General features: G+C 65.4%; 19 protein-coding genes. 10 read left to right on the forward strand and 9 right to left on the reverse strand.

Annotation, left to right across the window (positions count from 1 at the left end; translation table 11 throughout):
- Positions 1–606: 606 nt before the first annotated feature.
- Positions 607–1,653, reverse strand: coding sequence for a GTP 3',8-cyclase MoaA (moaA, locus tag ACFPWW_RS12115; protein WP_113414713.1), 1,047 nt, complete (start codon positions 1,651–1,653; stop codon positions 607–609).
- A 136-nt stretch (positions 1,654–1,789) separates the two neighbouring features.
- On the opposite strand from moaA, the gene ACFPWW_RS12120 reads away from it, so the two are divergent.
- Together ACFPWW_RS12120 and ACFPWW_RS12125 are read left to right on the forward strand one after the other, a co-directional pair.
- On the forward strand, positions 1,790–2,164 hold the full coding sequence (locus ACFPWW_RS12120; protein WP_112569449.1) for a gamma-butyrobetaine hydroxylase-like domain-containing protein: 375 nt from the start codon (positions 1,790–1,792) through the stop codon (positions 2,162–2,164).
- Between the two features lie 25 nt (positions 2,165–2,189).
- Entirely contained in the window at positions 2,190–3,377 is a 1,188-nt protein-coding gene (locus ACFPWW_RS12125) for a low temperature requirement protein A (RefSeq protein WP_377311829.1), read from the forward strand.
- A gap of 15 nt (positions 3,378–3,392) precedes the next feature.
- Here the strand turns inward: ACFPWW_RS12125 and ACFPWW_RS12130 are convergent, their stop codons facing one another.
- Positions 3,393–3,860: a MarR family winged helix-turn-helix transcriptional regulator gene (locus ACFPWW_RS12130; RefSeq protein ID WP_112569446.1), complete on the reverse strand. Its 468-nt coding sequence runs from the start codon at positions 3,858–3,860 to the stop codon at positions 3,393–3,395.
- A gap of 45 nt (positions 3,861–3,905) precedes the next feature.
- Between ACFPWW_RS12130 and ACFPWW_RS12135 the strand changes: the two genes are divergently transcribed.
- Both ACFPWW_RS12135 and ACFPWW_RS12140 read left to right on the forward strand, forming a co-directional pair.
- Positions 3,906–4,856 carry an alpha/beta hydrolase gene (locus tag ACFPWW_RS12135; protein WP_377311830.1) on the forward strand — a complete coding sequence of 317 codons (951 nt, stop codon included), beginning with the start codon at positions 3,906–3,908 and terminating at the stop codon, positions 4,854–4,856.
- A 48-nt stretch (positions 4,857–4,904) separates the two neighbouring features.
- Positions 4,905–5,516 (forward strand): pyridoxamine 5'-phosphate oxidase family protein, encoded by a 612-nt coding sequence (locus ACFPWW_RS12140; RefSeq protein WP_377311831.1) that lies wholly within the window; start codon positions 4,905–4,907, stop codon positions 5,514–5,516.
- Positions 5,517–5,557: 41 nt separating this feature from the next.
- Here ACFPWW_RS12140 and ACFPWW_RS12145 read toward each other — a convergent pair whose 3' ends face one another.
- The 3 genes from ACFPWW_RS12145 to ACFPWW_RS12155 form a co-directional block, all read right to left on the reverse strand.
- Entirely contained in the window at positions 5,558–5,956 is a 399-nt protein-coding gene (locus ACFPWW_RS12145; protein ID WP_377311832.1) for a cupin domain-containing protein, read from the reverse strand.
- 129 nt (positions 5,957–6,085) lie between these two features.
- The gene (locus tag ACFPWW_RS12150) at positions 6,086–7,006 is read right to left on the reverse strand and encodes an NmrA family NAD(P)-binding protein (protein WP_377311833.1); all 921 of its coding nucleotides are present in this window, start codon (positions 7,004–7,006) and stop codon (positions 6,086–6,088) included.
- Between the two features lie 51 nt (positions 7,007–7,057).
- Positions 7,058–7,219 carry a DUF1127 domain-containing protein gene (locus tag ACFPWW_RS12155; RefSeq protein WP_112569435.1) on the reverse strand — a complete coding sequence of 54 codons (162 nt, stop codon included), beginning with the start codon at positions 7,217–7,219 and terminating at the stop codon, positions 7,058–7,060.
- Between the two features lie 168 nt (positions 7,220–7,387).
- Between ACFPWW_RS12155 and ACFPWW_RS12160 the strand changes: the two genes are divergently transcribed.
- A complete protein-coding gene (locus ACFPWW_RS12160; RefSeq protein WP_112759296.1) occupies positions 7,388–8,284 on the forward strand; it encodes a LysR substrate-binding domain-containing protein in 897 nt (298 codons plus the stop codon).
- Positions 8,285–8,382: 98 nt separating this feature from the next.
- The gene (locus tag ACFPWW_RS12165; protein ID WP_112755038.1) at positions 8,383–8,664 is read left to right on the forward strand and encodes a hypothetical protein; all 282 of its coding nucleotides are present in this window, start codon (positions 8,383–8,385) and stop codon (positions 8,662–8,664) included.
- 36 nt (positions 8,665–8,700) lie between these two features.
- Here ACFPWW_RS12165 and ACFPWW_RS12170 read toward each other — a convergent pair whose 3' ends face one another.
- Entirely contained in the window at positions 8,701–10,254 is a 1,554-nt protein-coding gene (locus ACFPWW_RS12170) for an acetolactate synthase large subunit (protein ID WP_112759297.1), read from the reverse strand.
- 147 nt (positions 10,255–10,401) lie between these two features.
- On the opposite strand from ACFPWW_RS12170, the gene ACFPWW_RS12175 reads away from it, so the two are divergent.
- Together ACFPWW_RS12175 and ACFPWW_RS12180 are read left to right on the forward strand one after the other, a co-directional pair.
- Positions 10,402–11,616, forward strand: coding sequence for an alpha/beta hydrolase family protein (locus ACFPWW_RS12175; protein WP_112759298.1), 1,215 nt, complete (start codon positions 10,402–10,404; stop codon positions 11,614–11,616).
- 144 nt (positions 11,617–11,760) lie between these two features.
- The gene (locus ACFPWW_RS12180; protein WP_112759299.1) at positions 11,761–12,072 is read left to right on the forward strand and encodes a hypothetical protein; all 312 of its coding nucleotides are present in this window, start codon (positions 11,761–11,763) and stop codon (positions 12,070–12,072) included.
- A 42-nt stretch (positions 12,073–12,114) separates the two neighbouring features.
- On the opposite strand, the gene ACFPWW_RS12185 is transcribed toward ACFPWW_RS12180, so the two are convergent.
- Both ACFPWW_RS12185 and ACFPWW_RS12190 read right to left on the reverse strand, forming a co-directional pair.
- Positions 12,115–12,294, reverse strand: a complete 180-nt coding sequence (locus tag ACFPWW_RS12185; protein WP_112569422.1) for a hypothetical protein — start codon at positions 12,292–12,294, stop codon at positions 12,115–12,117.
- Between the two features lie 131 nt (positions 12,295–12,425).
- Positions 12,426–13,265, reverse strand: coding sequence for a DUF4118 domain-containing protein (locus ACFPWW_RS12190; RefSeq protein ID WP_377311835.1), 840 nt, complete (start codon positions 13,263–13,265; stop codon positions 12,426–12,428).
- Positions 13,266–13,498: 233 nt separating this feature from the next.
- Between ACFPWW_RS12190 and ACFPWW_RS12195 the strand changes: the two genes are divergently transcribed.
- On the forward strand, positions 13,499–13,696 hold the full coding sequence (locus ACFPWW_RS12195) for a hypothetical protein (RefSeq protein ID WP_112759301.1): 198 nt from the start codon (positions 13,499–13,501) through the stop codon (positions 13,694–13,696).
- Positions 13,696–13,965, forward strand: coding sequence for a hypothetical protein (locus ACFPWW_RS12200; protein ID WP_112569416.1), 270 nt, complete (start codon positions 13,696–13,698; stop codon positions 13,963–13,965). Before ACFPWW_RS12195 ends, ACFPWW_RS12200 begins: the two co-directional genes overlap by 1 nt.
- An 18-nt stretch (positions 13,966–13,983) precedes the next feature.
- Here the strand turns inward: ACFPWW_RS12200 and ACFPWW_RS12205 are convergent, their stop codons facing one another.
- On the reverse strand, positions 13,984–15,801 hold the full coding sequence (locus ACFPWW_RS12205) for a chloride channel protein (protein ID WP_112569415.1): 1,818 nt from the start codon (positions 15,799–15,801) through the stop codon (positions 13,984–13,986).
- Positions 15,802–15,823 lie beyond the last annotated feature (22 nt).

Genomic DNA, 15,823 nt, shown 5'->3' on the forward strand with positions numbered 1-15,823 from the left:
CAAAGCGAAAATGGTCATTCGCATCGCGCTCGCCAGAAAGCTCCTCGTCATTCTCAACGCAAAAGCACGAGATGCGCGAAAGGAATTCCAATATGCAACTTGACACATCAGATAGTCGCTCATCCGGCCCTTCGGGCCACCTTCTCCCCGCCGGGGAGAAGGGGCGGTGCGGCGACGTTCTACTCCATCGAGGCGCCCGGTTTGTCGTAAAGGCTGCGGCAGTCTCCCCCCTTCGCCCCAGCGGGGAGAAGGTGCCCGAAGGGCGGATGAGGGGGCCACACGCACAATATTTCCATGTTGGCGGATTGGGAGCGCAGCACCGTCGTGCCGGCCCTTCCGGCCACCTTCCGCTGGGGCGGAGGGGTGGTGCTGCATCGTTCATATCCCCATCGAAGCGTCCTGCCTGGTAAAAGACCGCGCCACGGATTTCCCCTTCGCCCCGGCGGGGAGAAGGTGCCCGAAGGGCGGATGAGGGGGCCCCGGGCTCAACATCTCCTTGTTCGATTTCGAAATTGTAGAGACGTGCCGGCCCTTCGCATGGCTCAGGGCGTTCGGTCTTGCAATCGATTCACTGGATCGATTGCTGCTGCTTCGCAGCACCGTCACTCACCCACCCGTAACGCTCATGTGTCGTGCTACCGCCGGCCGCTTGTGGGTGCGGTCGATGATGAAATCGTGGCCCTTGGGCTTGCGGGTGATGGCCTCGTCGATGGCCGCGTGGAGCAGGCCGTCGTCTTCGGTGGCGCGCAGTGCGGCGCGCAGGTCGGCGGCATCGTTCTGGCCGAGGCACATGTAGAGCGTGCCGGTGCAGGTCAGCCGCACGCGGTTGCAGCTCTCGCAGAAATTATGGGTGAGCGGGGTGATGAAGCCCAGGCGGCCGCCGGTCTCGGCGACGGTCACATAGCGGGCAGGGCCGCCGGTCTGGTAGTCGGTATCGGCAAGCGTGAACTGCTTTTCGAGATCGGCGCGCAATTTCGACAGCGGCAGATACTGGTCGGTGCGGTCTTCCTCGATCTCGCCCATCGGCATGGTTTCGATGACGGTCAGGTCCATGCCGCGGCCATGGGCAAAACGCAGCATGGCGGGCATCTCGGCCTCGTTGAAATCCTTCAGCGCCACCGCGTTGAGCTTGATCTTCAGCCCCGCCTTCTGGGCCGCGTCAATGCCTTCCATGACCTTTGCGAAATCGCCCCAGCGGGTGATCCTGCGGAATTTCTCCGGATCGAGCGTATCGAGCGAGACGTTGATGCGGCGCACGCCGCAATCGTAAAGCTCCCCGGCGTGGCGGGCGAGCTGCGAGCCGTTGGTGGTCACGGTCAGTTCGTCGAGGCCGGAGCCGATCTGGCGGCCGAGCTGGCGCACGAGATACATGATGTTCTTGCGCACCAGCGGCTCGCCGCCGGTGAGCCTGATCTTGCGCACGCCCTTGGCAATGAAGGCGGAACAGAGCCGGTCGAGCTCTTCCAGCGTCAGCAGATCCTTCTTCGGCAGGAAGGTCATGTTTTCTGCCATGCAATAGGTGCAGCGGAAATCGCAACGGTCGGTGACGGACACGCGCAGATAGGTGACAGCCCGCCCGAAGGGGTCGATCATGGGGGATGCGTCCGCCACCAGCGGCGCGGCATTGCCTATCGTTCCAACTCTCGTGTTCACGTTCGTCTCCGCACTCGCCTGAATGTGGGCATATGCTATTGTCGCGTCAAGGGAAACAGCTTTCCGAGAGACGGCAAATTGCGCTTGCGCCGGAAAAGATCAGCGCCTACTCCTCGCATCAGAAGAGGACATTGACATGAGCGATATCTGGCCGACCGAACTCAGGGTCTCCAAGGACCGCCAGAGGCTGGTGGTAAGCTTCAACGACGGGCAGAGCTTCGACCTTTCGGCCGAGCTTCTGCGGGTGCTTTCGCCCTCGGCCGAAGTGCAGGGGCACGGGCCGGGGCAAAAGGTCACGGTCCCGGGCAAGCGCAACGTCGCCATCGTCTCGATGATCCCGACCGGCAATTACGCGGTGCGCATCGGCTTTGACGACATGCACGATACCGGCATCTATACCTGGACCTACCTGCGCGAACTCGGCGAGCGCGGCTTCGAGCTGTTCTCCGCTTACGAGGAGGAGCTCAAGGAAAAGGGAATGAGCCGCGACGTGGCGGAGCGGCCGCGGTAACGATCAGCAAAGGGCGAGGGGGCACATGACACAGGCGCAAAACGGGAACTGGCTGCGGGCAAAGGGGCATGCCGGCAGCAAGGTGACGTTCCTCGAACTGTTTTTCGATCTCGTTTTCGTCTTTTCCGTTTCCCAGCTCTCGCACGCGCTGTTTGCCCATTACACGCCGCTCGGCGCCATCGAGGCGGCGCTGATGATGTTTGCCGTCTGGTGGGTCTGGATCTTCACCGCCTGGGCGACGAACTGGCTGGACCCGGAGCGCATGCCGGTGCGCTCCATGCTGATCGTGCTGATGCTGCTCGGCCTCGTCCTGTCGGCCGCCATTCCCGAGGCCTTCGGCGAGAAGGGCCTGCTGTTTGCAACAGCCCACGTGCTGATGCAGGTCGGCCGCTCGGCCTTCACCAGCTATGCGATGCGGCCGGTCGGCCGGTCGAGCTATATCAATTTCGTGCGCATCACCATCTACTTCGCCTTCTCCGGCCTGTTCTGGATCGCCGGCGGATTTCTGGAGCAGGAGGCGCGGCTGATCTGCTGGGCGGTGGCGCTCGCGGTCGAATATTGCGGGCCGGCGCTCGCCTTTGCCGTGCCCGGCCTCGGCCGCTCCCGGACGGAGGAATGGGACGTTTCCGGCGCCCATATGGCGGAGCGCTGCGCGCTCTTCATCATCATCTGCCTCGGCGAGGCGATCCTGGTGTCCGGCCGCACCTTTTCCGAAATGGAATTTTCCCTGCTGACCGGCGTGGTCTTCGCGATCGGCTTCATCGGCACGGTCGCCATGTGGTGGCTCTATTTCCGCTTCGGCCACCAGCGCGCCGCCCACCGCATCGAGCATGAGGATACGCCGGGCAGCCTGGCGCGGCTGGCCTTCACCTATGCGCATCTGCCCGTTCTCGCCGGCATCATCGTGCATGCCGTGGCGGTGGAATTCATGTTCGAGCATCCGCACGAGACCGGCAACCTTGCCATTGCCGCCTCGGTTCTCGGCGGCTCCGGCCTGTTCCTGATCGGCAATCTCTGGTTCAAGGGCGCCACCAGCGGCCGCCTGCCGCTCTCCCATCTTGCCGGCATCGTCTTCCTGCTGCTCTCGGCCTTCGTCGCGCCCTTCCTGCAGGTCTATGTGATGGGCATCCTGGCGACGCTGGTGCTGATCGTCGTGGCGGCCTGGGAATACAAGTCGCTGACGCGGGCGCCGGCCGGGCCGACGCTGCACTAGCCGGGGCAGTTCCGGCTAGTCCTCGTCCTTCAGATCCTGCAGCAGCACGCCGATGATGCGCTCCATCGAATCGGCGGTCGCCATGCATTGTTCGATCGGCTCGGCCGACAGGACGCGGTCGATCAGGCCGGTCTGGATGGCCATGGCCTGTTCGGTGATCCTGCGGCCCTCCGGGGTCAGGTGCAGGCGCAGCACGCGCCTGTCGCGCTCGTCGTCGCGGCGGATGATAAGGCCGCGCTTTTCCATCTGCGGCAGGAGCATGCTCATGTTGGAGCGGCCGACCAGCAGCTTTCTTGCCAGTTCCTGCTGCGAAATGCCCTCGAAGCGGTAGAGATTGACGAGGATATCGAGATGCGGCGGCTTAATATCGAGATCGGATAGCGAGCGCGCCAGCGACTGCTGCATGAGCTGGCAGGCGCGAGCCACCGCGATCCAGCTGCGAAACCGCGGATGATCCCAGGGCAGGGATTGATTTTTGTTCATCGTTGTACTTTATTGTTCAGTGTTGAACATTATTGGAATCCCATCATGGCAAAATTTGCGCTTGAGGTCACGCGCCTCGCCTTTTCGCTCATGCAGGCCGTTTCGCCGCGTCTGGCCGGCGAGGCCGCCTTCCGGCTGTTCTGCCGAACCCCGCCTGCAAGGCCCAAGGGCGAGAAAGCCAGGGCGGCCCATGCCGCCGGTCTTGCCAAGCTTGCCGGCGCCGAGCGTTTCCTGCTGCCGGTCGATGGCCGGCGCGCCCATGCCTACCGGCTGAACGGCGGGGCGCGCGGGCGGCGCAAGCGTTACCTCGTCACGCATGGCTGGGGTTCCGGCATGGCCTATATGGCCGATCTGGTGACGATGCTGGCCGAGAGCGGCGCGGAGGTGATCGCGCTCGATTTTCCGGGCCACGGGCGGGCCGGCGGGCGCTTCCTGCACATGGCGCTGGCGGTGAAGGCGATTGCGGCGGCGCAAGAGCGCTTCGGCCGTTTCGACGCCGTCGTCGGCCATTCCTTCGGCGGCGCGGCGCTGATGGTATCGTCTCTCGCCATCCTGCCCGGCCTGACGCCGGTTTCGGCCGAGCGTCTGGTGCTGATCGGCTCACCCAGCGAAATGCAGTGGCTGTTTACCGATTTCGGCCGGATGCTGCGGCTGAAGCCGGCCGCGCAGGCAGCGCTCGAAGACGTCGTCCAGCGCATCACCGGGCGCAGGCTTGAGGATTTCGACGCGGGCGGCAGGGCCGGCGGCATCGACAGGCCGGTGCTGGTCATTCATGCCGAGGAAGACAAGGAAGTGGGTGCGGCCCATGCGCGCCGCTACGCGGCCTCGGGCGCGCATGTGCGGCTTTCCTGGGCAAACGGCTTCGGCCACCGGCGCATCATGTCGGCAAGGCCGGTGCTTGACGAAGTCGCGGCCTTTCTCGCCGAAGATACGATCGGGAAAGATGCCGAAATCATTCCGATTTTTGAGCTTCCGGCGCGGCGCGCGTCGGTGTAGCGTCCGCCCGGCCGCCGACCGGGCGGCCGGTAGCGGGGCGACATACGGATGAAGATCATCAGCACGATCGAAGAGCTCAACGAAATCTACGGCGCGGGCCTGTCGCAGGCGGCCGTCGACAAGGTGACGAAGGCGCTGACGCCGCTCTACCGCGGCATGATCGAAATCTCGCCCTTCATGGCGCTCGCAACCATCGGCCCGGAAGGGCTCGACTGCTCGCCGCGCGGCGATCTCGGCGGCGTGGTGCGCATCATCGACGATACGACCCTGCATCTTCCCGGCTGGCGCGGCAACAACCGCGTCGATTCGCTCTCCAACATCGTGCGCGATCCGCGCCTGTCGCTGATGTTCCTGATCCCCGGTTCCAATACGGTCATGCGCATCAACGGGCGCGGGGTGGTCTCGAACGACGAGGCGCTGCTTGCAAGTTTCGAGATGGACGGCAAACACCCGCGCACGGTGGTGGTGATCGATATTGTCGAGGTCTATTTCCAGTGCGCGCGGGCAGTGATGCGGGCCGAGCTGTGGAACGCGGAGCACTTCGTCGATCCGGCCAGGCTGCCGACGCCGGGGCAGATGCTGAAGGACGCGGTGGGCGATTTCGACCACGAGACCTATGACCGGGAATGGCCGGCGCGGGCTGCGAAGACGATGTGGTGAGGTGAGGGCCGTCCCTCGTCTCCGTGCCCGCTTCCGGCAGGTCACTTCACCGGGACAAGGAGCGGCGAACCCTTGGTGACGATATAGGTCGCCAGTTCCGAGGCCCTGCCGTCGCCGACATTCCTGGCCGAATGGGCGACGCCGGCGGGGATGAACAGGGACTGGCCGGCCTTGAGCGTCACCGGCTTGCGGCCGTCGAGTTCATATTCCAGCGTGCCTTCGATGACATAGGCGATTTCTTCGCCGGGGTGGCGGTGTTTCGGTGCAAAGGCGCCGGGCGCGAGATCGACGCGCACCTGCGCCGCCTCGTGGCCGGGCACGTCGATATCGCCTTTCACGAGATCGGTGCGGCTTATCGGTTCCTCGCCATCGGCCGCGGTCAGCTGCATTGCGCCGGCCACGACAAGCGCGCCGGCTGCCAAGGTCATGATCGTCCTCATCTGTCTATCCTCCGTCAGATTGCCTGAAACCCGTGATCGGGCGACGGACCTATCTGAGCAGGGCAATGAATGCGGAATGTTTCCGTGGAGGGGGCTTTTTGTATCGGCGTGTATCCGAAGGCGCTGTCGTCAGCGCCGCGCCTGCAGCGCCTCGAGATGCCGGGCCAGCGTCGTCCTGCCCCAATGGCGGCGGTCGGGCGTTTCGGCGCCGCCGTCGATGGTGACTTCGGTCATTTTCGCGTGGCAACGGGCGGCCGCCCACGAGAAACCGAGGCCGAGATAATAGTCCTCGAATTTCTCGCGCGGTATGGTCTCGGTCGTCACGGGACGGCCGAGGAGCGAGGAGAACGCCTCGGCGACATCGGCGAAGGAATAGCGCTCCGGAGCTTCGACATAGTCGATGCCGATATCGTCGGTCGGGCTTTTCAGGCGCGCGGCGGCGATCTCTCCGAGATCGTGCGGCGAGACCATCGGTATCTTCATGTCGGCGGGGAAGGGCGTGACCAGGCGCCCGGTCTTGCCGGCGGGTTCCAGCAGCATGTCGAGATTGGTGAAGTAATAGGCGCCCCTGTTGATGGCGGCCGGAATGCCGCTTGCCTTCACCTCGCGCTCGAAGTCGTAAAGCACCGAGAGGTCGCCGATGCCGGCGCCGTCAAGCGCGCCGTAGATCGAGGCCACGACGAGCTTTTCGAGGCCGGAACCGTCGAGCGCTGCGGCGATGCTCCTGGCGGTCTTCAGTTCCTCGGCGTTCGTATCACGCCTGATATCGGCCGGCGGGTTCAGGAGGAAGGCGCGGCGCCCCTTCTGCAGGACGGAGCGGAGCCGCGCGGTATCGGCCACATCGGCAATGACGGGTTCAACGCCCTCGCGCCCGATGGCGGCAGCTTTTTCCGCACTGTGGACGACGGCGATCACCGTGTCGCCCGACGCCCGCAATGCGTCGATGACGGCAGAGCCAATGTGTCCGGACGCGCCGAGGATGACATACATGGGTGCAATCTCGCAGACGGTCGCACCTATAACGGCGCTGCCCGGTTCGAGGTTCCGCATGTCTTGCAGGGGTGCGGCCGAATGCCGGCAAGCGGTGCGGCAATCCGCCGGTCAGGCGCGCCAGAAGGGCCGGTGGCTCTGTTCGTAGGCGGCTTCGCGGCTCATGCCGAAATCGCGCAGCGTCTCGTCGGGCAGCGTGTCCAGTTCGCGGGCAAAAAGGCGGCGCTCGGTCCAGCGTTCGCGCCACAGCCGCAGGGTGTCGGCCACATGCATGATGAAATTTCCTTTCTTTGTCTGCAAAACTCACCTATCGTTAACGAATAGCCGAAGTGGAATTTCGGTCGCTTTGCTGATTTGCAACGGTTTTATGGCAGTTTCGGAGATCGGAAAAGCGCGTTATCTTGACCTTATACGTTAGAAAAACTCACATATTGGACGATCATGGCCCGCAACCTGCCGCCGCTCTCCTATCTCAAGGCCTTCGAGGCCACCGCACGTCTCGGCTCGGTGACACGGGCGGCAGACGAGCTGGGGCGCACGCATGGCGCCGTTTCCAAGCAGCTGCAGCTCCTGCAGGAGCAGCTCGGCATTCCCGTCTTCGAAAAATCGGGAACGGGGCTTCGCCTGAACGAGGACGGGGCGGCCTTCTTCGCCACGGTCTCGCGCGCTTTCGACCTGCTGGAGGAGCGCTATCAGGAGCTGAAGGCGAGCCGGAACGAGGCGAGCGTGCATATTGCCTGCAGCGCCACGTTCGCCATGGTCTGGCTCGTGCCGCGGCTGGCGGAATTCTACAGCCTCCATCCCGATATCCGCGTGCAGCTTTCCATGTCGTCGAGCGCGCGCGACGGCGGCACGAACCGGGCGAGGGACGGGGTGGATTTCACGCTGAGCTGGGACCGGCTGGCGCGGCCGCTGGTGAAGGGCGAATTCGTGCCGCTCGCCTCCGTTTCCTTCGGCCTTGTATCGGCGCCCGACTATCCCTTCCGCGCCGAGGGCGCCGAGATCAGCTTCCCGACGCGCATTTCGCCCGACGATATGAGCGCGCAATGGACGAGCTGGCAGGCGGCGACCGGCCACCGGGTCTCGGCGCAATCGGAGCTTTATTTCCCGCATATGCATCTGTGCGTCAGCGCCGCGGCAACCGGGCTCGGCGTGGCGCTGGTGGAGCGGCGTTTTGCGCTGAACGAGCTGAAGAGCGGCAAGCTGGTGGAACGGTCCCGGTTCCTGAAATACGAGGACGGCTTCGTGGCGATGATGAAACCGGGCCGGACGCTTTCGCCGGCGGCCAGCCATTTCCTCGACTGGCTGCGCAGCGCCTTCGTGCGGGAAGCGGCCTGACAGGGCAGCCTCGCGCGAATGTTTCCTGTTTGTTCTTTTTCTGCCGCTGGGTTACAGTGCAGATGCGCGGCATTGGATTCGCGCCAGGGGAGATTGCCGTGAAGGCTGTATTATTTTCGATTTTCCTGCTTGCCGCCGGCAATGCCTCGGCGTCCTGCGAACTGGTTTCCCGCCCGTGCTCGACCGACAGTTCGGGCAATACCTATACGACGCAGCAGAACCTCGGCGGCGGCTACAATACCTATCGCAACGGGATATTGCATTCGCAGACGAGCCAGCAGCTGGATGGCCGCTATCGGGAAACCTATTCCGGCGGCGGCTACCGGATCTATGACCGCAATCCCTATCGCAGCAATTCGCAGGGCCGGCGCGACCCGTGAGGCGGGGCCGGCGCGCCAGCCGGGCGGCCCGAAGGCTCAGATGATCGCCTCGATGAGAAACGGCCCGCGGCGCTTCAGCGCGCTGTCGAAGAGATCGGCAAACTGCTCGCAGCTATGGGCGCCGGCGGCATCGACGCCCATGCCCCTGGCGACGGCGACCCAGTCCCAGGCCGGGTGGTCGAGATCCATCATCCGCCTTGCGTTCTCGCCGATGCCGTCGACGCCGACATTGCGCATCTCGGCGTGAAGCACGGCATAGGCGCGATTGGCGAAGATGACCGTCACCACGTCGAGATTTTCGCGCGCCTGCGTCCACAGGCCCTGCACCGTATACATGCCGCTGCCGTCGGCCTGCAGGTTGATGACCTTGCGGCCGGGACAGGCGACGGCGGCACCCGTCGCAAGCGGAATGCCGCAGCCGATCGAGCCGCCCGTGTTCATCAGGTAATCGTGCGGCGCGGCACCGGCCGAGAGCTCGAAGAAGCGACGGGCGGAGGTGACACCCTCGTCGCAGACGATGGCATCGTCGGGGAGCCTGGCGGCCACCATCACGGCGATCGCGTCCTCGGTCAGGTGCCCGAAGGGAACGATATCGTCGGCAAGGGCCGAGGGCCGCGCCGGAGGCAGCGACTGGCGGGCGCCGAGTTCGTCCCTCAGCGCCTCCAGCGCGCCTTTCAGGTCCTCGCCATGCCCGGCAAGGGTCAGAACCTTGCAGCCCTTGCGCACCAGCCGGCCGGGCTTGCCCGGATAGGCAAAGAAGGCGACCGGCTCGGGCGCGCCCGCCAGCACGAGCACGTCGATATCGGCAAGCAGTTCCAGGGCGGCGTCGATCGGGTAGGGAATGCGGGTCAGGGCGACGCGGCCGCGGCCGCGCTCGACCCTCGGCAGCTGCATCTCGCAGAAAAGGCGCACGTCCCTGGAGGCGGCAATTGCGCCGGCGATCTCGAGACAGTCGGCACGGGCGGCCGCACCGCTGACGAGAATGCCGACCTCGCCGGGCGTTTCCCTTATGGCGGCGGCAACCTCGCGCACGCTATCCATGTTGGCGGCATGCGGTTCCGGCCGGGACAGCCGGATCGGCCGCTCCGCTTCGACATGGCCCCAGGCGGCATCCGCCGGCAGGATGAGCGTTGCCACACCGGGCGGTGACAGGCAGGCGCGGTAGGCGGCCTCCGTCGCGCCGACGATCTCTTCCGGGCTGCGGATGCGGTGCACCCAGTTGGACATCGCGCCGGCCAGGCTGTCGATATCGGATGTCAGCGGCGCATCGAGGGGCAGATGGTAGGAGGCGTGATCGCCGACGACATTGATGACGGGAACCCGCGCCCGCCGCGCATTGTGAAGATTGGCAAGGCCGTTCGCCAGGCCCGGTCCGGTATGCAGCAGCGTTGCCGCCGGGTGATCGGTCATGCGCGCATAACCGTCGGCCGCTCCCGTCACCACGCCCTCGGAAAGGCCGAGCACGCAGCGCATCTCGGGCTTGCGGTCGAGGGCGGCCACAAAATGCATTTCCGACGTTCCGGGATTGGCAAAACACACCCTGACATCGTTTGCCAGAAGCGTGTCACACAGGCTGTCCGCACCATTCATGGCAGTTCCTCCCGCTGGCAGCAGCCTTGCACGGGAAGCGCATAAGCACAACCTTGAATAAAGGGGCGGCGCGCTTTCGTGACAGGGCGGCAGGGCGCCATTATACTACCGCCATCGCAGCCACGGCAGCCATTGGGGGAGTTGGCGATGAGCATGCTGTTCAGGAACGCGTTGCATGAGGATTTCGGCAGCTGGCCGATTGCCTATATTCCCTATGGCGGGGCGGATTTCGGGGAGATCCGGGCGGTGGCGGAAGCCGTCGGCGACGGCGATGACGGCGCCTTCCACGCGGCCTGGATTGCGGCCGGCGACCGGCTGAAGGGCGAAGCGGAAACGGCGCTTTCCAGGGGCCACAAGGGCAGCGCGCGCGAGCTTTACCTGCGGGCAAGCGTCTTTTATGCCACGTCCTACCATCCGCTCTACGGCGCGCCCGTCGATGCCCGCCTGCTTTCGGCCTTCCGCAAGCAGACGGATGCGCTGGAAAAGGGGCTTGCGCTCTCGGCGCCGGCGATCGAACCGCTCGCCATCGCGCTCGGCGAGACGGCGATGCCCGGATATTTCATTTCGGCGCAGGGCCTCGAACATGAGGTGCGGCCGCTCGTCATCTTCAACAACGGCTATGACTGCACCGTCACCGATACCTATTTCGCCTCCGCCGTCGCCGCCTCCCGGCGCGGCTATCACAGCCTGCTCTTCGACGGTCCCGGCCAGGGCGCCATGCTCTACGAGCAGAATGTGCCGCTGCGGCCGGATTGGGACGTGGTGATCCGGGCGGTGGTGGATTTTGCCGTCAACTATCCGCTCGTCGATCCCGATCGCATCGCGCTCAGCGGCTGGAGCCTCGGCGGCCTGCTGGCGCCGCGCGGGGCGGCGGGCGAGCCGCGCATCGCCGCGCTGATTGCCGATCCCGGCACCTGGAGCATTGCCGACGGCTTTCGCAGGATCGTCATCCAGAAATTCGGCCTGCCGGCGGAAGCGGCGGCCGATCTCGGCGCGCTCGACCAGGAGGTCATCGATGGGATGGATGCCTTCGTGCGCGCCAGCCCGGTGCTGAACTGGAAGATCGTGCAGCGCGGGTTCTGGGTGCACGGGGTGGGCGATCTCCGCTCCTACCTCGCTTCGGCCGAGCTTTTCACCATGCGGGGACATGCCGAGCGCATCCGCTGCCCGACGCTGATTACCCAGGCGGAAAACGACATTCTCTCCAGCGATGCCGCGCTCTACATGGATGCGCTGCGCTGCCCGAAAACCTTGCTGCGCTTGACCGCCGCGGAGGGCGCCGACGGCCATTGCGAGATGAAGAACCGGTCGCTGCTCAACAGGCGGGTGCTGGACTGGCTCGACGAGCAGTTCGGGCCGTGAGCGCGCGGCTTCGATTGGCTGCGGAGATCGCGCGCGGCTGACCGTCCGACGTCTGGCCCCATCGCCTTGTTTTGGCCCCGCTCGCCGGTCACCAAGCAGGTCCCGGACGACGGGCGATTCCTTCCAAACAACAAGGGTTTGAAAATGATCAGGATTACGACGATTGCCGCGGCCGCGACGCTGGCATCGGCCCCGCTTGCGGCCGCCTCCAGCGATGGCGCGTGGAATGCGCTCTTCGCCAAGGTGAACGGCACCTGCATCGGCCAGTCGGGCATGGACACGCCGGAGGCGAGCGCGCCTGTCGTCTTCGACGATGCGACGGGCAAGGTGGCGGTGCTGCTGCGCGGCGCGATGGGCAAGGGCAAGAGCCGGGTCAGGAACGTCAACCTGATCTGCCTCTACGACAAGAAGACCGGCAAGGTATCGATCGAGGAATATCGCTGGCTCGGCCGCTGAGGCGCTGCGATCCTGCCCATGGCGGCCCGCCGCCGGCGGGCGCTAGAAGGAGGGGCCGTGCGGCATCAGCCGGATGGCGATTGCGCCGGCCAGAAGGAGGACGAGCACGCCTGCGGTCAGCAGGCTTGCCAGGAACTGCCGGTGGGTTTTTCTGCTTCCGGCGCTGCCGGCAATGATTTCGCGTTCACGCGCCAGATAGGTTACGCCGTTGCGGCCGAACATGGTTTCTTCCTCAAGGTCAAGATCGGGATCGCCGGGGACTCTGCCCGACAAGCCCGTAGGAAATCGATAGGGCTGCGGGGCGGGAAATATAAGAACCGCATAGGCGCCGGGGCGCCGCCGCAGGGAGCCGGTCAGGCCCGGCAGCGATCGATCGCGGCGCCGAAGACCAGGGCGACGATATCCATCATGGCATCGGGATTGGCCGGGCGCCGGTCCGGATCGAAAGCGACGCCGATGACGGCGCTCCGGGTGCCGAAGGTCGAAACCGGCCAGAAATCGAAGCGCGATTGGTCATAGGGATAGATGCCGCCGGCGACGGCGAGGCGCAAATCCCAGGCGGATCTTGCCGCCTCGATCTCGATTGCCGATAGCCGTTCTGCGCCTTGCACCCGAGGCTCGCCCTCCGCCTCTGCCGCGAAGACGACGACGGCCGGCGACTGGAAGAAGCCGGTGACGGCGGCAAGCGTCAGCTTCGTGGCGTCCTCGGTCGAACGGCTTGCCGCCATGCGTCCGGCATAGGTCTTCAGCGCGGCCTGCATCCGGCGGCTTCGCTCCAGATCGATGCCCTTGCGACGTCCCCAGGCGGTGATGGCGCTGATGATGCAGGCGACGACGAAGAGCAGGACGATCGCCCAGATATTGGCGGTATCGGCAACGGCCAGCGAAAGGCGCGGCTCGGTGAAGAAGAAATTATAGGCGAGCGCGCCGAGCACGGCCGAAAACAGCGCCGGCCCGAGGCCGAAGAAGACGCTGCCGGCAACGACCGGCAGGACATAGATGAGCGACAGGTTGGGAATGGCCTCGTAACGGTCGAAACCGGCGGCAATGGCCGTCGCCATCGCCGTCATGACGAGGCAGGCGAGGTAGCGCACGAGCGGCGGCACCTGCAAGACGTCGAGGCCCTCTTCGATGTTGAACTCGGCAACCGCCGCTTCGGCCTGCGCGGCAGGCATGGTCTTGTCAGGAGACATGGTCTGATCCTCCTGACAGGAAATTGGCCAGCTTCGCATTTGAATTCCATGCGGAAAGAGGCGGTCTTTTATAAGGGCCGCATAAAGGCGGATGCCGGATATGCCCCGGTCTTTACGCGATGCTTATGCCGCTGCCCGTCTCCTCCAATCGAAAACATATGCCCCTGCCGATAGGCTCACTGTCTGCGGATGCGTCGTGCGCCCGCAATGTGCATGATCGAAAGGAAAAGGCGATGTACGGTCGTTGGTGGGCTTATTACCTGCAGGCGCGCATGCGCCATGTGAGCCAGTCTCACCCGTCCTCCGGCGCGCGGCACAGGAGCGAGGCCGCCTTCGATCACGCGGACGACCTCTGGATATTCCTGCGGCTGGCGCTCGTTCTCGCCGTCTTCCTTGCCGGCCTTGCCGGCATCCTGTGGGTGGCGAGCTGATGCGGACGGCCGGGCCGGTCGAGCTGGACGCAATATCCAGGGCAACCGTCGGGCGTTTCGTCTGGAAGTGCTATATCGCCTTCGCCATCGCCCTCTTTGCACGGTCGAGCGTACTTGAGACGGTCTCGGAATGCCTCATCCTCTATGCCGCGCTGATGGTCATGGTCGCGTCCTTCACGCGGCAGCGCTACCTTGCCGGAAGCTTCAACCATTGGAGCGAAGCGCTCTGGCTCGCCTTCGTCGCGGCCGGCCTGCATCTGCTGCAATAGCCGGCCTGCCGACGCCTTTCAGCTGCGTGTTTCGCCCGTCTGCGCCCGCGGCCCGAAATAGGGCTGGCGCTCCGTCTCGCTCGCCTTCAGCTGGCGGCGCAGGCGCAGGAGGTCCTTGCGGGCGACGAGGCCGCGCAGTTGCCCGTTTTCGGGATCGACGATCGGGATGCGGCCGGCATCGGTCGCCAGCATCAGGTCGGCGACATAACCGACCGTATCGTCGGGATGGGCCGATGGCAGCGAGGCGTCGGAGACGAAATCGCCGAGCATCTGGTCGGCAAGCGTGCCGTCGGCCTGCCAGCGCAGCGCGTCGCCACGCGAGACCAGCCCCTTGACGACACCCCGGCTGTCGACGACCGGATAGATGCGGTGGGTCTTCGGCGTGGCGACGAAGAAATGGATCGCTTCGCCGACCGTCATATGGGCCGGGAACGTATCGACCTCCCTGATCATGATGTCGCGGGCGCGGGAAAACTCGAAGGGGTCGATGCCGTATTCGCGGGTGATGTGCTGGCCGCGGCGGGCGATCTTTTCCGTCAGGATGGAGCGGCGCAGCAGGAGAACCGTGACCGCGTAGGCCGAGACGGTCGCCGCCAGCAGCGGCAGAAGCGAGGAGACGTCGCCGGTCAGCTCGACGGCGAAGAAGGTGCCGGTCAGCGGCGCGCGCATCGTGCCGCCCATCATGGCGGCCATGCCGAGCAGCGCCCAGAAGCCGGGATCGCCGGGAAGGAAAAGGCCGACCAGCCAGCCGAGCGCGCCGCCGAAGATCAGGAGCGGCGCCAGCACGCCGCCCGACGTGCCCGATGAGAGCGCGACCAGCCAGATCGCCGCCTTGACCAGCAGGATCGTCAGCACTGCCGCCGGCAGGATGGAGCTGTTCAGCAGCCCGTCGATGATATCGTAGCCGACGCCGAGCGCGCGCGGCTCGATCAGGCCGCCGAGGCCGATGAAGAGGCCGCCGAGCGCCGGGCACCACATCCAGTGGACCGGCAGGGCTTCGAAGAGATCCTCGATCTTGTAGAGCAGCGTGGTGAGAATGCCGGATTGCAGGCCGGCGACGATGCCCATCGCCGCGCAGAGCAGGATGCCCCACCAGGGCAGGTCCATGTGGAACTGCTTCGGGAAGAGCGGGCCGGCCTGAAACAGGAAGGGGCGCCAGCAGATCGACACGCAGGCGGCGACCGCCACCGGAATGAAGCTGCGCGGCTTCCATTCGAACAGGAGCAGTTCGACGGCGAGCATGACGGCGGCGATCGGCGAGCCGAAGATCGCCGTCATGCCGGCGGCGGCACCGGCCACCAGCAGCGTCTTGCGCTCGGCCGAACTCAGGTGGAAACACTGGGCAAAGAGCGAACCGATGGCGCCGCCCGTCATGATGATCGGGCCTTCGGCGCCGAAGGGGCCGCCGGTGCCGATCGAGATCGCCGAGGAGAGCGGCTTGAGGACCGCGACTTTCGGCGACATGCGGCTGCCGCCGATCAGGATCGCCTCGATCGCCTCGGGAATGCCGTGGCCTCGGATCTTTTCGGAGCCGTAGCGGGCCATCAGGCCGATGACGAGGCCGCCGATAACGGGAACGAGCACCATCCAGGCGGAGCGCGGCGCCTGGGCGAGCGACACGGCGGCGATGCTGAAGCGGTGAAACCAGACAAGGTTCGTCACCAGCGAGATGAGGCTGACCAGGACCCAGGCGGCCAGGGCGCCGCCGGTGCCGACGATCAGCGCCATGCCGACGAGGGCGAGGACGCGCTTGTCCGTGGTGAAATCCCCGGCCTCGCGCCGGGAGAGGCCGCCCATGAAATCATGGGGGCGATGTGCGTTTTTATGAGCAGGCATCGAGGGTCCTGTTGACGGCTTC

Origin of the sequence: Rhizobium sp. GCM10022189 (assembly GCF_042656325.1) — a bacterium.
In the GTDB taxonomy this organism is placed as follows: Bacteria; Pseudomonadota; Alphaproteobacteria; order Rhizobiales; family Rhizobiaceae; genus Rhizobium.